The sequence below is a fragment of the Nonomuraea sp. NPDC049028 genome, from assembly GCF_043197735.1.
In the GTDB taxonomy this organism is placed as follows: Bacteria; Actinomycetota; Actinomycetes; order Streptosporangiales; family Streptosporangiaceae; genus Nonomuraea.
Genome location: NZ_JBICTR010000008.1, coordinates 40,937 through 54,083, shown reverse-complemented (window position 1 = coordinate 54,083; position 13,147 = coordinate 40,937). Strand labels below are relative to the sequence as shown.

Annotated in this window: 14 protein-coding genes and 1 tRNA gene; 7 read left to right on the top strand and 8 right to left on the bottom strand. The window is 67.2% G+C overall.

The features are described from left to right. Positions 1-20: 20 nt before the first annotated feature. The 4 genes from gyrA (at position 21) to ACGFJ2_RS30505 (ending at position 4,097) form a co-directional block, all read left to right on the top strand. Positions 21-2,528: a DNA gyrase subunit A gene (gene gyrA, locus ACGFJ2_RS30520; protein ID WP_357938174.1), complete on the top strand. Its 2,508-nt coding sequence runs from the start codon at positions 21-23 to the stop codon at positions 2,526-2,528. 3 nt (positions 2,529-2,531) lie between these two features. Further along, entirely contained in the window at positions 2,532-3,185 is a 654-nt protein-coding gene (locus ACGFJ2_RS30515) for a DUF3566 domain-containing protein (protein WP_357938176.1), read from the top strand. A 167-nt stretch (positions 3,186-3,352) separates the two neighbouring features. Continuing rightward, positions 3,353-3,426, top strand: a tRNA-Ile gene (locus ACGFJ2_RS30510). A gap of 242 nt (positions 3,427-3,668) precedes the next feature. Continuing rightward, the gene (locus ACGFJ2_RS30505) at positions 3,669-4,097 is read left to right on the top strand and encodes an NUDIX hydrolase (RefSeq protein ID WP_393474097.1); all 429 of its coding nucleotides are present in this window, start codon (positions 3,669-3,671) and stop codon (positions 4,095-4,097) included. Positions 4,098-4,234: 137 nt separating this feature from the next. Here the strand turns inward: ACGFJ2_RS30505 and ACGFJ2_RS30500 are convergent, their stop codons facing one another. Next, positions 4,235-4,780, bottom strand: coding sequence for a hypothetical protein (locus tag ACGFJ2_RS30500; protein WP_393474094.1), 546 nt, complete (start codon positions 4,778-4,780; stop codon positions 4,235-4,237). Positions 4,781-5,174: 394 nt separating this feature from the next. Here ACGFJ2_RS30500 and ACGFJ2_RS30495 point away from each other — a divergent pair, with 394 nt between their 5' ends. Further along, positions 5,175-5,702, top strand: a complete 528-nt coding sequence (locus ACGFJ2_RS30495) for a hypothetical protein (protein ID WP_393474091.1) — start codon at positions 5,175-5,177, stop codon at positions 5,700-5,702. Positions 5,703-5,875: 173 nt separating this feature from the next. Here the strand turns inward: ACGFJ2_RS30495 and ACGFJ2_RS30490 are convergent, their stop codons facing one another. Continuing rightward, positions 5,876-6,931, bottom strand: coding sequence for a hypothetical protein (locus tag ACGFJ2_RS30490; RefSeq protein ID WP_393474088.1), 1,056 nt, complete (start codon positions 6,929-6,931; stop codon positions 5,876-5,878). A 62-nt stretch (positions 6,932-6,993) separates the two neighbouring features. Then, positions 6,994-8,124: a M20 family metallopeptidase gene (locus ACGFJ2_RS30485; protein WP_393474085.1), complete on the bottom strand. Its 1,131-nt coding sequence runs from the start codon at positions 8,122-8,124 to the stop codon at positions 6,994-6,996. Positions 8,125-8,193: 69 nt separating this feature from the next. Between ACGFJ2_RS30485 and ACGFJ2_RS30480 the strand changes: the two genes are divergently transcribed. Beyond that, positions 8,194-8,430 carry a hypothetical protein gene (locus tag ACGFJ2_RS30480; RefSeq protein ID WP_357938189.1) on the top strand — a complete coding sequence of 79 codons (237 nt, stop codon included), beginning with the start codon at positions 8,194-8,196 and terminating at the stop codon, positions 8,428-8,430. Here ACGFJ2_RS30480 and ACGFJ2_RS30475 read toward each other — a convergent pair. Further along, positions 8,378-8,785 (bottom strand): MerR family transcriptional regulator, encoded by a 408-nt coding sequence (locus tag ACGFJ2_RS30475; RefSeq protein ID WP_358176722.1) that lies wholly within the window; start codon positions 8,783-8,785, stop codon positions 8,378-8,380. The two genes, ACGFJ2_RS30480 and ACGFJ2_RS30475, sit on opposite strands and share 53 nt — an antisense overlap. A gap of 82 nt (positions 8,786-8,867) precedes the next feature. Between ACGFJ2_RS30475 and ACGFJ2_RS30470 the strand changes: the two genes are divergently transcribed. Then, positions 8,868-9,755: an NAD(P)-dependent oxidoreductase gene (locus ACGFJ2_RS30470; protein WP_393474081.1), complete on the top strand. Its 888-nt coding sequence runs from the start codon at positions 8,868-8,870 to the stop codon at positions 9,753-9,755. A 59-nt stretch (positions 9,756-9,814) separates the two neighbouring features. Here the strand turns inward: ACGFJ2_RS30470 and ACGFJ2_RS30465 are convergent, their stop codons facing one another. From ACGFJ2_RS30465 to ACGFJ2_RS30450, 4 genes are all read right to left on the bottom strand, one after another. After that, positions 9,815-9,961 (bottom strand): hypothetical protein, encoded by a 147-nt coding sequence (locus tag ACGFJ2_RS30465; protein WP_357938195.1) that lies wholly within the window; start codon positions 9,959-9,961, stop codon positions 9,815-9,817. 263 nt (positions 9,962-10,224) lie between these two features. Continuing rightward, entirely contained in the window at positions 10,225-10,893 is a 669-nt protein-coding gene (locus ACGFJ2_RS30460) for a DivIVA domain-containing protein (RefSeq protein WP_357938197.1), read from the bottom strand. Beyond that, the gene (locus tag ACGFJ2_RS30455) at positions 10,890-12,011 is read right to left on the bottom strand and encodes a globin domain-containing protein (protein ID WP_358176716.1); all 1,122 of its coding nucleotides are present in this window, start codon (positions 12,009-12,011) and stop codon (positions 10,890-10,892) included. The genes ACGFJ2_RS30460 and ACGFJ2_RS30455 overlap by 4 nt, the downstream gene beginning before the upstream one ends. Continuing rightward, positions 12,012-12,395 carry a group 1 truncated hemoglobin gene (locus tag ACGFJ2_RS30450; protein WP_357938201.1) on the bottom strand — a complete coding sequence of 128 codons (384 nt, stop codon included), beginning with the start codon at positions 12,393-12,395 and terminating at the stop codon, positions 12,012-12,014. Between the last annotated feature and the right edge of the window lie 752 nt (positions 12,396-13,147).

Genomic DNA, 13,147 nt, shown 5'->3' with positions numbered 1-13,147 from the left:
GTAGAAAAGGATCTTCACACGTGACGGAAGTGAACACTCCGCCTCCACCGTCTTCGGACCGCATCGAACCGGTCGACATCCAGACCGAGATGCAGCGCAGCTACATGGACTACGCGATGTCGGTCATCGTCTCGCGTGCCCTGCCGGACGTGCGTGACGGTCTCAAGCCGGTGCACCGCCGCGTGCTCTACGCGATGTACGACGGCGGCTACCGCCCCGACCGCGGCTACTTCAAGTGCTCGCGCGTCGTCGGTGACGTCATGGGTTCCTACCACCCCCATGGCGACACCTCGATCTACGACGCCCTCGTACGCCTGGCGCAGCCCTGGTCGCTGCGCCACCCGCTGGTCGACGGGCAGGGCAACTTCGGCTCTCCGGGCAACGACGCGCCCGCGGCGATGCGCTACACCGAGTGCAAGCTCGCGCCCATCGCCATGGAGATGCTGCGCGACATCGACAAGGAGACCGTCGACTTCCAGCCCAACTACGACGGCCGCTCCCAGGAGCCCGTCGTACTCCCGGCGCGCTTCCCCAACCTGCTGGTCAACGGTTCGGGCGGCATCGCGGTCGGCATGGCGACCAACATCCCGCCGCACAACCTGCGCGAGGTGGCCGAGGCCGTCAAGTGGTCGCTGGACAACCCCGAGGCCTCCGAAGAGGAGCTGCTCGAGGCGGCCATCGCGCGGGTCAAGGGCCCCGACTTCCCGACCAAGGGCCTGATCGTCGGCCGCCGGGGCATCGAGGACGCCTACCGCACCGGCCGCGGCTCGATCACCATGCGAGCCGTCGTCGAGGTCGAGGAGGACAACAAGGGCCGTCACGCCCTCGTCGTCACCGAACTCCCCTACCAGGTCAACCCCGACAACCTCTCCTACAAGATCGCTGAGCTGGTCAAGCAGGGCAAGGTCACCGGCATCGCCGACGTCCGCGAGGAGTCGTCGTCGCGGGTCGGCCAGCGGCTGGTCATCGTGCTCAAGCGCGACGCCGTCGCCAAGGTCGTGCTCAACAACCTGTACAAGCACACCCAGCTCCAGGACACCTTCGGCGCCAACATGCTGGCCCTGGTCGACGGGGTGCCGCGTACGTTGCGGCTCGACCAGTTCATCACCTACTACGTGGCGCACCAGATCGAGGTCATCGTCCGGCGGACGCGCTACCTGCTGCGCAAGGCCGAGGAGCGGGCCCACATCCTGCGGGCGCTGCTCAAGGCGCTCGACCGGATGGACGAGGTCATCGCGCTGATCAGGCGCTCGCCGTCGGCCGCGGAGGCCCAGGGCGGCCTGATGACGCTGCTGGAGATCGACGAGATCCAGGCCCAGGCCATCCTCGACATGCAGCTGCGCAAGCTCGCCGCCCTGGAGCGCCAGGCGATCCAGGACGAGTTCGAGGCGCTGATGACGGCGATCGCCGACTACCAGGACATCCTGAGCTCGGAGCCCCGGCAGCGGCAGATCGTCGGTGACGAGATGGCCGAGATCGTCGCCCGCTTCGGCAACGACCGGCAGACCGAGATCGTCGCGTACGACGGCGACATGTCGATCGAAGACCTCATCGCCGAGGAAGAGATCGTCGTCACTATCACCCGCGGCGGCTACGCCAAGCGCACCCGTACCGACCTTTACCGGGCGCAGAAGCGTGGCGGCAAGGGCGTCAGGGGCGCGCAGCTGCGCCAGGACGACATCGTCGACCACTTCTTCGTCACGACGACCCATCATTGGTTGCTGTTCTTCACGAACAAAGGCCGCGTTTACCGCGTCAAAGCGTACGAACTGCCCGACGCCGCGCGCGACGCGCGGGGCATGCACCTGGCGAACCTGCTGGCCATGCAGCCCGACGAGACGGTAATGGAGGTCCTCGACCTGCGTGACTACGACGTCGCCCCTTACCTCGTGCTGGCCACCCGCAGCGGCCTGGTGAAGAAGACCCGCCTGTCGGAGTACGACTCCCCCAGGTCCGGTGGTCTGATCGCGATCAACCTGCGGGATGACGACGAGGTCATCGGGGCTCGCCTGGTCTCCGAGGAGGACGACCTGCTGCTCGTCTCCAAGGGCGCGCAGTCCGTCCGCTTCACCGCCTCCGACGAGGCGCTGCGCCCGATGGGACGGGCGACCAGCGGCGTCATCGGCATGAGATTCCTTGATGGTGACGAACTTCTCGCCATGAATAGAATTGCCGATGGTCAACATGTGCTTATCGCCACCAAGGCTGGGTACGCAAAGCGGACACCCGTCGAGCAGTATCCAGTTCAAGGACGTGGCGGCAGGGGTGTGCTGACTGCGAAAATCGTCAGTTCCCGTGGCAAGCTGGTCGGAGCAGTCATGGTCAACCCAGAGGATGAGGTCTTCGCGATCACATCCGCCGGCGGGGTGATCCGGACGAGTGCCGGCGAGATCAAGCAGTCCGGCCGCCAGACCATGGGAGTGCGTTTGATGAATCTCGCCGAAGGCGACAGCGTGGTGGCCCTCGCCCGGAACGCCGAGTCCATGGAGACTTCGGTGGAGAGTGAGGAAGACGGGGGAGGAGAGTAGGTCATGAGCGCCCAGGGTGGCTCCGCCAGGACTAAGGCGGCCCGGGACAACGGCCAGCAGCCGAAGAAGTCCAATGAAACCGAGATCTTCGACGGAGCGGTCGACGAGGAGAAGGCGACACCTCCGCAAGGAGTGGTGCCGCCGGTCACGGGTCAGCCAGGGGAGGAGCAGTCGGAGGGCAACGAGACGGTCCGCCTCCGTCCTTCGCTGACTTCCGAGGCGCCTCCGCTTGTCGAGATGCCCAAGAAGAAGCCCTCCAGCTCCGCGGGGGCCCGTCTCCCCCGCAAGGCCCACCTGGTCCTGCGTCGCGTCGAGCCGTGGTCGGCCATGAAGTTCAGCTTCGTGGTCTCCCTCGTCTGCTTCGTGGTGCTGTTCGTGGCAGTGGCCGTCCTGTACGGCGTACTGTCCGCCTTGGGCGTGTTCGACTCGCTCGTGGACCTGGTCAACCAGCTCGGCAAGGGTGAGCAGGGGCAAAACTCGATCCCGATCGACATCGCCTCTTGGTTCGAGCCGGTCCGCATCCTCGGCTACACCGCCCTCATCGGCGCGGTGAACGTGGTGCTGATCACGGCACTGTCCACGCTGGGGGCGGTCATCTACAACGTCGCCTCCGACCTGGTGGGCGGCGTCGAGGTGACCTTCAGCGAGGCTGAGTAGCTTTCGGTACGTGGTTCTGTGGCTGGTCGTTTTGCGGTTTTTTGGCTCGCGTCGCCGTCGATCTTTCGGGGGCGGCGCGAGCAACTACGGAGAGGCGGTAAGCTTTTCCTCGTCCGAACAACCGGTTCGCCTTCCCTGGTGGGGATGCGATACCGTTTGGCGTACGCGGGGCTATAGCTCAGACGGTTAGAGCGCTTCCCTGATAAGGAAGAGGTCCCAGGTTCAAGTCCTGGTAGCCCCACCCAGCAGAAAGCCCCGAAGCGATCAAGCTCCGGGGCTTCTTTGCTGCAGTGGATCGCGTTCTCACGGCTTTCACCGTCGCCGTGCGTGTAGATCTCCATCGTGACCGAGATGCGGCTATGACCGAAGATCTCCATTGCGTCGTGTGGCGACACGCGGGAGCCGCGCGGGCAGCCAACCCCCCCAGGCTTCGTCTACACGAGTGACGACCCGTAAAGCGCCTCGACCACGAACACCGAGGCCATGCCGATCACGGGCAGTACGGGTATCGCGCCCACGAACAGCCATTGGGAGGCGCCAGGCGGCATCCTCGAACGCGGCGAGGACATCACCACCGGCCTCCTCCGAGAGATCCGGGAAGAGACCGGCCTGGACGTCGAGCCTGTCACCCTCACTGGCGTCTACAAGAACATGACCCGGCACATCATCGCCCTCGTGTTCCGCTGCAAGGTCATCGGCGGTCACCTCGTCGAGACCAGCGAGACCCGTGCCTTTCGCTGGGCCACTGCCGACGAGGTGCGATCGCTGGCCAACGAGGCATTCGGCATCCGTGTCCTGGACGCCATGCAGCACAACCCCGTGCCAGCCATCCGCCACCATGACGGGGTTCACCTCTGCGAGGGCGCCGCACAACCCGAATGTGTCTGGTCACACCGGTCCGCATCGCCTTGAGGCAGTCGACCAGGCGCCATCGGGCCCGCATGCTGCGCTGGGCGCCGCTTGTCCGGTTGGCGCACATCAAGACCGGCGACGACGTGACGCTTCCCGACACGGCCGGGCACGGCGTCCCGCCCGGCGGAGCCGGAGGGCTACCCGTTGGCCGGGAGACCCGTCGTAGGGGTGTCCGTCGGCGGCTGGGCCGTGCCCTCGCCGCGAAGGGTGACGAGGGTGGGGTGGGCGCCGACGTTGTGGTGGATGACCAGTGTGGCCTGAGCCGTGCCGCCCTCGGCCGGCGAAGTGAAGCTCACACCGAACGAGCAGGACACGCCGGGAGCCAGATTCTTGCGCGCGCAGTTGCCGTCCTGGGTGAAGTACGCCTTGCCGTTGCCTCTGATCTCCATATAGGTGACCTTCAGCGTGGCGTCGCCCACGCTTTCGATGTGTACCTCGCTGTCGCAGCCGCCCTCGGCGGTGCAGGTGATCTCGCCCGGCGTGATCTCCACGTCCGCCTTGCCGTCGGGCACCTTGATGATCTGCTTGCCCTCCCCGCCGCCGGGCCGCTGATTAGTGGACGCCTTGTCGGGGCCGCACATGAAGTCGGGACAGATCGGCGCGTGCGTCGTGATGAGCGCCGCGACGATGACCGCCCCCGCCCCGATGAGAGCGACCGAGATACCCGCTCCCTTACCTGACACGAACTCCTCCGATATTCCGGGATAAGGGCTGAAAAGCGTAAGTGATCGGCGGGTGAACCGAACCGCCGTCAGTACCGGATTCCTTCACGAAAGGAGAGAAGCCGGTGTCCGCGCGCGGCCGTCCCCGCGACGGCCGTCCTGACATGCGAAATCGCGGAGTCTCCTCCCCCGGTGCCCGACCATCGAGAGCCTCGGCCCGAATCCGCACACGTCAACGATAAACACGTTCCGGTTGCAATTCACATGAATACTTCTGTCACCGTCCAGCCGGTGCCAGACCCCTCTTCCCGCGTGTGGCGGGGCGGTGGTGCGCTCGCGAATGATCGCGTGAATCGCCTACAACCGAGCCGCGTTCGGGCTAGGGTGGCCAATTCGCGATCATGGAGGAAGCACTATGAAGCAGACCACAGCCCTGCGGATCGGTCGGTCGGCGCTCGTGGCGGCGTTGGCCGGTGGGGTCGTGCTGGCGGGTGTCGCGCCCGCGGCGAACGCCGCCCCCGCCGCCCAGAAGGCGACGTTGGGGCCGTTCGGGTACGGCAGCCTGAAGCTTGGGATGACCGAGGCGCAGGCCAAGGCGACCGGGCTGATCGTCCGCAAGGCCATCAACGCCCCCACCAAGTGCTCGGCCTATGACCTGAAGGCGCAGCGCTACGGCGGCGACCGGGCGGGGTTGTTCATCTCGAAGAAGCAGGGCGTGGTCACGATCTCCGCGCCCGGCACCGTCAAGACGCCTCAGGGCATCGGCAGGGGCTCCACCCCCGCGCAGCTGAAGGCCGCCTACCCCAAACTGAATCAGAACGTGACGTTCGGAACCTTCGCCACCGTTCCGGGCAACCCCAAGGCGTCCTACATCTTCCTTGTGTCGAAGAGAATGGTCCTCGGTGTGGTCCTGATCCTGAACGCGCAGAACTGCCTCAGGTAGCGGCCCGTCACGCGCCGGTGGGGGGTCAAGGCGCCGGTCCGCAGGCCGGTCTACCGGATCACCGGACAGCGCCGGGTCACCGGACAGGGCCGGGTCGCCGGTCAGCGGCAGGCCCGGCAGAGTCCATCCCGGCAGCGTCTGTCCCGGCAGTCTCGGGCGGGGCTTCGGATGCGCTAAACAGCAGCGGCAGGCGTACGTCCGCCACCGCGGGCGTCGTGTCCGCGAGCGGACCTCAGGACGGCGGCCAAAAGGGCCAGACCCACGCCGATGCCCAAGGCGTGCTCGACGATCGCGACCGCCGTGTATTCGCCGGTCACGAACCCGCCAGGTCGCAGAATCACCATCGGCAGCTTCCAACCGCTCCACGCGAGCAACGAGCCGGACGCCCCGAAGGCCAGCGTCATCGGGACCCACCGCCGGAGCCGGGCGGGGCGGCCACGCGTGAGCGTCCACACGCTCCAGGCTCCGAGCAGCGCCCACAGCCCGGAGCTCCCGCTCAACAGCCGATCATTGAGCTCCAATTGAGCGCGGGACGCTGGGTCGAGGCCCAGCGTTCCGCCCAGTGCCCAGGACGACCAGAGCAGGCCCAGCCCGGCGGCTACCGCCATCGCCGCCGTCACCAGCGCCGATGAGTGTGCCGGGCCGTCACCGACCCGGCCCAGGAATGGCCGCGGCCATCGCTCCCTCAGGTAGATCGGCAAGGCTACGGCCAGCCCCACCGCCATCCCGGCGAAGCCGATGGCGATGAAGAGCTCCTCCCCTTGCGCGGCCGAGCCGGAGCCGTCACCCTGGTCGCCTCCGAGGAAACTGCTGATCACCACGTACGGAAGCATCGGGACCAGAAAACCCGCGCCCACCCAGGAAAAGAAGATCACCGGTCCGGCCGCCAGCCGACGGCCCCACGGCTGGGCCAGCGCCAGTCCGAGCGCGATCCCGGTCGCCGCCATCACCACGGTGACGACGTTCAGCAGCACCCAGTCCGTGGTGCCGTAACCATCCGGAGCGTCCCCGGACAGGCCCGCCGCGATCCAGACGACCTTGACGGCCAAGTACAGCGCCATGCTGAGCGCCGCGCCGTAGCCGGCGAGCCTGCGTGCCAGGCTCCATCGCGCACCTACGGTCGAAACGTCCGCTGAATCCTGTACGACCTGCACCCGAACCTCCATCAACCGGCTGATCTCGGCACTACCAAGCCTTCCGGAGTCGTCGGTCGGGCCGTATCCCCTCACGTGGTGATCGTGCTCCCCCGCACGGGGGAGCACGATCGTCGCTGCCCAGGTCGGTCAAGCCATCAGGCGAGAGCCGTGAGCAGGCCGATCGTCAGAGCCAGGCGCTTCGGGATGTGCTCGACCAGCAGGTGCTCGTGCCGAGCGTGCGCCCCGTCGCCCACCGCGCCCATGCCGTCCAGCACGGGTCGCCCGAGCGCCGAGATGAAGTTGCCGTCGCTGGCGCCCCCGACCGACACCTCGTCCAGCGGCCAGCCGAGCCCGGCCGCCACCTCCTGGGCCTCCTTGAACAGCCGCTGCGAGGCGGGGTTCGGGGTCATGGGCGGCCGATTCCACTCGCCGGTCACGGAGATCGTCACCCGCGGATCGGCGGCCCGCAGGCCGGCGAACACGTCGTCGATCCGTCCCATCTCGGACGGGTCGGTCACTCGCACGTCGATCCCGCAGCTCGCATGGCCGGCCGTGACATTGCGGCCGGTGCCGCCGGTGATCACGCCGATGTTCACGGTGGTTCCGCGCTCGCGTGAGGCGGAGCCGGCCAGCGTGGTGACGATCTCGGCCAGGGCGTGGATCGCGTTCGCCCCCGCGTGCGGGTCGAGCCCCGCGTGCGCTTCCACCCCGGTCACGCTCACGTCGAACAGCCCCACGCCCTTGCGGGCGGTCTTGAGCGCGCCGTCGAGCGACGCCTCGAAGACCAGGCTCGCCAGCACGTCCGCGCTCGCGGCCTCGATGTGCTCGCGCGAGGCCGGGCTGCCGATCTCCTCGTCCCCGTTGAACAGGAAGCGCACGCTCGGATGCGGCAGCCCCAGCTCGCGCAGCCCGCGCAGTGCCCAGATCGACTGCACCAGGCCCGACTTCATGTCGAACACGCCCGGCCCGCCGGCCCTACCGTCGACCACCGTGAACGGCCACTCGGCCAGTGTCCCCGTGGGCCAGACGGTGTCGTAGTGGCTGAGCATCAGCACGGTGCCGGGCGCGGTGCCCTGGTAGGTCAGCTCAAGGATGTCACCGTACGGTCCGCCGTCGTGCAGGACCTCCGCGTCGGGCGGGCCGAGGAGGTCGACGGCCCGGGCGCGGATCGCGTGCAGCCCCTTGACCAGCATGGCCCTGTCGGAGCTGTGGGTTTCCAGCTCGACCACGGCCTTGAGGTCGTCGAGCATGGCCGGGAGTGCCTGCCGGGTCCAATCGCTGATCAAGATGGGAATCCTTCCAACGCTGATGGGCGACACTTCCGGATTTACCGGCGACGTGGGATGCTCCGGGCTGTGAACGAGCCTGATAAGCCCGCTCGGCGCATCGACCCCCCGTATGACCGCGACGGTATCGAGAGCACGCATACGTACGGGGCGGTGCTTCTCGGGCTGGGCCTCGCGCTCTGCGTGGGTGCGCTCATCGTCGAGAACGGCCACCCGCCTTGGCAGGTGCTCGGTGTCTTCGCACTCGTGGCGATCAGCGGCCTGGTGATGCGCATCGAGGCGGCGATACAACGACGTTCGCAGTGACGCCGCGCTGTTCGGTGGCGTCGATGAAGTCGTGGAGGACCTGGCGGGAGCGGGTGAGCAGGTCGATGTGCTCGTCCAGGCCGTGCATGCGGGCTCTCAGCGTGTCCAGGAGCTCGGGGCAGGGCTCGAGGTCGGGGGCCGCGCCGGTGGCGCAGGGCAGCAAGTACCCGATTTCCTGGGTCGACAGTCCGGCTTCGAGCAGCCGCCGGATCTGAGTCACGGTCAGGACGGCATCGCTGGTGTACTCGCGGTAGCCGCTGGCGGCGCGGCGGGGCTCGAGCAGGCCCTGGGCCTCGTAGTAACGCAGTTGATGCGTGCGGACTCCGGTCCGCCGGCTCAGCTCCCCGATCAGCACGCGCGCTGCTCCTTGACCTTCATATCGGTGTGAACGTTGATGATTCTGCCATGACCACTCAAACCCATCGAGGGAGCAGCGCATGATGCGGAATCGCGACGTGACGGTCATTGGTCTTGGCCTGATGGGTCAGGCGCTGGCTGGAGCGTTCCTGCGCGGCGGCTACTCCACGACCGTGTGGAACCGTACGGCAGAGAAGGCCGAACATCTCGCCGCCCAGGGGGCGAAGGCCGCCGACTCGGTCCGCGACGCCGTCCTGGCCAGCCCGCTCGTGGTCGTCTGCGTGTCGGACTACGAGGCTGTGCACACGCTCCTCGATCCGCTGGGCGAGGAACTCGACGGCCGGGTCCTGGTGAATCTGACCTCCGGTACGTCGCTGGGGGCCCGCGAGACCGCGGAGTGGGTGACGCGGCGGGGCGGCGTCTACCTCGACGGCGCGATCATGGCCACCCCCGCGGCCGTCGGGGCGGAGGCCGTTCTCCTCTACAGCGGGCCGCGGTCGGCTTTCGACCTGCACGAGTCGGCCCTGAGGAGCCTTGGCGCGGGTACGACTTACCTCGGCGACGACCATGGGCTGTCGGCGCTGTACGACGTGGCCGTACTGAGTCTGATGTGGAACATCCTGAACGGCTTCTTGCAGGGTGCCGCCCTGCTCGGCGCGGCGGGTGTGGACGCCACGGCGTTCGCCCCGATCGCGAGCAAGGGGGTCGAAACCGTGAACGGCTGGGTGTCCGCCTATGCGCGGCAGATCGACGACGGCGCGTACCCGGCCGTTGATTCCACCATCGACACGCACCTGGCCGCGATGGAACATCTCATCCACGAGAGTGAGTCCCTCGGGGTGAATGCCGAGCTTCCGAGGTTCATCAAGGCCCTGACCGATCGGGCCGTGGCGGATGGGCATGGTGGCAGCGGGTACGCGGCGATGATCGAGCAGTTCCGTCCTGTAGGTGCCGTCGTCAAGCCATGACACTCCGCTGCCGTCCTTGCCCGGGACGGCCCAGGACGGCAGCGGAGTCCGGCCGGCCGCTATAAGTCGCTGATGTGGGGGATGATCTCGGTCAATACCCAGAGGGCCAGGCCGAGGGCGATGAGGTTGACGCGGCCGCCGCCGACGTTGAAGGCGGCGAGCACGAAGCAGGCCAAGGCGAAGATGAGCAGAATGAGGGTGAGCATGCTGGGCTTCCGTCCGTCCGGTGTTACGGGTGTGGTTGCTCAGCGCTACCCATGATCGCCCGGTTCAGGCGTGGCGATTGATCGCATGCCCCGAACTGTGACCCAGCCGCCTACGGTGACGCGGATCTCTAATCAGGCATGCGAAAGAAAGATCCCGGCCGACGGGTGTCCAGGACCGTGGCGGCACGCCATGGGCGTGCGGGGATCGGAAGTCCGCGGGTTCGAGTCGTCGGTGACCTCTCCGGTGGCCGGCTCGGCCGGAACTAGCCCGGGTTCGTGGAGAAGCCTGAGGAGGAGCCCAAGGAGGAGTACGCGACGGCCTGTCGGCTCGTCTCCGGCAGGGTGCCCAGCTTGTTGACCTCGTTGGTCAGCCCTTCGAGGACCGCGCGCAACTGGACCTGGGTGACCTCCGCGAAAGTGCGCAGGTAGGCGATGCGGCGTTCCAGTTCCTCGGCTTCGACCGACTGGACCTCTCCGCTCGCCCGATAGACGTTGACCGCCTGGCTGGCGGCCTCCTCCGCCTGCTGCTGCGCCTCCTGGAGGATCTGCTCGTACTGCTGGCGAGCTTGGCCCACCAGCCTGCGGGAGTAGTCCTCCGCCTCGGCTATCTGGGCGTCCGCCGTCTGCTGAGCGCGGGAGAGGAGGTTGACCGCGTCGACGTTGAGCCTGGCCGAGGCGCCCGGGGAGGTGTCGTGGCCGTGGTCCTTGAACCAGTTGCGCAGCCGATCGACCTCCGCGCGCAGGTCGGCCTTCTCCGTGTCGCTGGCCGCTATGTCGTCGGCCATGCGGTAGAGGAACGTACGTACCTCATCCGCGTTGTAGCCGCGGCTCCCGAGCTTGGCGCGTGAGAAGTCCTTGTTCCGTACCCGATCCGGCGTCAGTGGCTGGCGGCCGTTCGATGGGTTATGTGCCCATGGCGTCTCTCCCGTCACTGCTCTCTACCTCCAGCGCTGGTGAATTCGTCGAAGCGGATTTGCTCGGCCGGCACGCCGGCGTCCAGCAGCCGGGCGGTCGTGCTCTGAACCATCTCTTCAGAGCCGCATACGAAGACATCCTGGCCACGCCAGGCCTTCAGGGCGACGTCCACCACATAGCCGCGCTCACCGCGGTAGAGCCCGTCATGGGACACGACGGGCACGACACTCAACCATGGGTGCTCGGCGTCCAGCTTGGACAGCGCCTCGATGTCGTACAGCTCGCGGGCGGTCCGGGCACCCACGAAGAGACGGATGTTGCAGCGCGCCCCTTCGTAGGCCACCTGCTCCACGAGCGCCTTGAGGGGAGCCAGGCCCGTGCCGCCGGCGATCAGGAGGAGATCCTTGGGCAGGCTCGTGTCGAGCGTCAACCGGTCGCCCAGCGGTGCGCCGATCTTCAGTGCGTCGCCGCGTTGCGCGCCGTGCACCAGGGCCGTGCTGACCGCGCCACCGTCGACCACCCGTACGTGCAGGTCAATAGTGTTGTCGCGACGCGGCGCGTTGGCGAAGGAGTAGAAACGCCACATTCTCGGTCGCAGCCCGACCGAGATCGACGCGAACTGGCCCGCGCGGAAGGGGTACGGGTAGTTCAGGCGAGCCCGGATCACCGCGATGCCGGGGGCGCGCGACTCATGCAGGATGATCTCGCCGTCCCACCAGGGCGGGGTCGTGGCCGCAGCCTCTTCGGCCGCTTCGGTCATCACCTTCGCGACCAGCCCGTACGCCTGCGTCCAGTCGTTGGCCAGAGCAGGTGTCCAGCGATCGCCGAGGAAGTGCTGCAGCGTGGCCAGCAGTGCCTGGCCGACAGCGGGGTAGTGCTGCGTGACCACGGCGAACTTGCGGTGGTCGCGGCCGAGCTGCTGGAGAAACGGCACCACGTCTTCCACGTGGTCGACGTTGCTGACGACGCGCCCCAGCGCGCTGACGAGCCGATCCCGCTGAGTGGCCATGGAGACCGGGAACAGGGCGCGCGTCTCGGGGTACATCAGGAACAGGGCTGAGTAAAAGAACAGCGGCACCTGATCACCCGACCGGGCGACCTGGTGCCAGCTGTCCTTTAAGGCTTGCGTGTCCACTTACCCGGCTGCCTCTGCGGGCTTCTCCACGATGGAGCCGCGCACCTGGCCCAGGATCGTCACGACGTTCGCCACGACCTCCTCAGGAGCACCGAGGTCGCGGAGCACTGTGACGAGGATGTCGCCGACCTGGTCATAGTGCCCATCGGTGATGCCCATGCCACGGTGCGCGTCGGCCAGGTCGTGGCCCTCGTACACCTCAGGGCCACCGAGGACGGAGCACAGCAGCATGACCATGTGCCGCTTGAGCCGCGCCATGTCGATGCCGTCGAAGTACGGCTTGAGGTCGGGGGTGTCCAGCACGACCGTGTAGAAGCGGTCCACCGCTTCACGGACGGTGGGAGCGCCACCGATCTTGTCATAGTCCGAAACCACAGCTACCACAAAACCTCCCAAATCGGACACACATGCACGTGCGGGTACATGGGGTCAATTTCCTTGGTTCTCCGCTTGTTGTGGGCGCCCATCCGGCTGAACGGGCGTCAGTCGGCGGTCTGGGCCTCCCACTCGGTGGAGGTCACGTCTGTCTTCTTCCTGCGGACCACGACCGGCCCTGCGCGTTCAGGGCACGGCAAGGGTCGGCGGGCATGTCGAAGGCGGCGGCCTCGGGCCGCGGCGGTGGGATCACGCCGCACTCCATTGCCGCTGGCACCACCACGGCCGAAGCCATGCGCGGTCTGAGCGCCATTCATGCCCCCATAGAGCGGATCCTGTGCAGGCCGAATGCCTGTACTGGCCCTTAACCCTTCAGGTGTCCGAACACGTGAATATGCCTCAGGCACACTAGGGGGTGACCAAGGTGCTGGCAACTCGTCGCTCACAGAGCGTGTCGCCTTTTACACATAGCCACTCCGCGGTCAATTCCGGTCGTTGCCCTGACTTCTCCATGACTACCTGTGGCACAACCGGGTCTGACTCTATCGGTTCATGGCGATCTAGCTGACAATGTCAAAGGAGAGGGCCTCTTCGTGGTGCGGGATCGACCGGTTCTTCGCGCGCTGGCGGGGGCGTCACACAGGTGCGGGTCAGGGGCTGGGCCTGGGGTGCGGCCTCGAAGCGGACGTCCTGGTCGATAGCACGCAGTCGGCTGTGACGGCTGATGAGTTGGGGACCGTTCCATATTGGTGACGCTGCGG

Coding starts and splice junctions, on each gene's coding strand:
- ACGFJ2_RS30465 (WP_357938195.1), bottom strand. CDS start 9,961: ATGCTCACCCTCATTCTGCTCATCTTCGCCTTGGCCTGCTTCGTGCTC.
- ACGFJ2_RS30505 (WP_393474097.1), top strand. CDS start 3,669: ATGCCGATCACGGGCAGTACGGGTATCGCGCCCACGAACAGCCATTGG.
- ACGFJ2_RS30470 (WP_393474081.1), top strand. CDS start 8,868: ATGATGCGGAATCGCGACGTGACGGTCATTGGTCTTGGCCTGATGGGT.
- ACGFJ2_RS30515 (WP_357938176.1), top strand. CDS start 2,532: ATGAGCGCCCAGGGTGGCTCCGCCAGGACTAAGGCGGCCCGGGACAAC.
- ACGFJ2_RS30495 (WP_393474091.1), top strand. CDS start 5,175: ATGAAGCAGACCACAGCCCTGCGGATCGGTCGGTCGGCGCTCGTGGCG.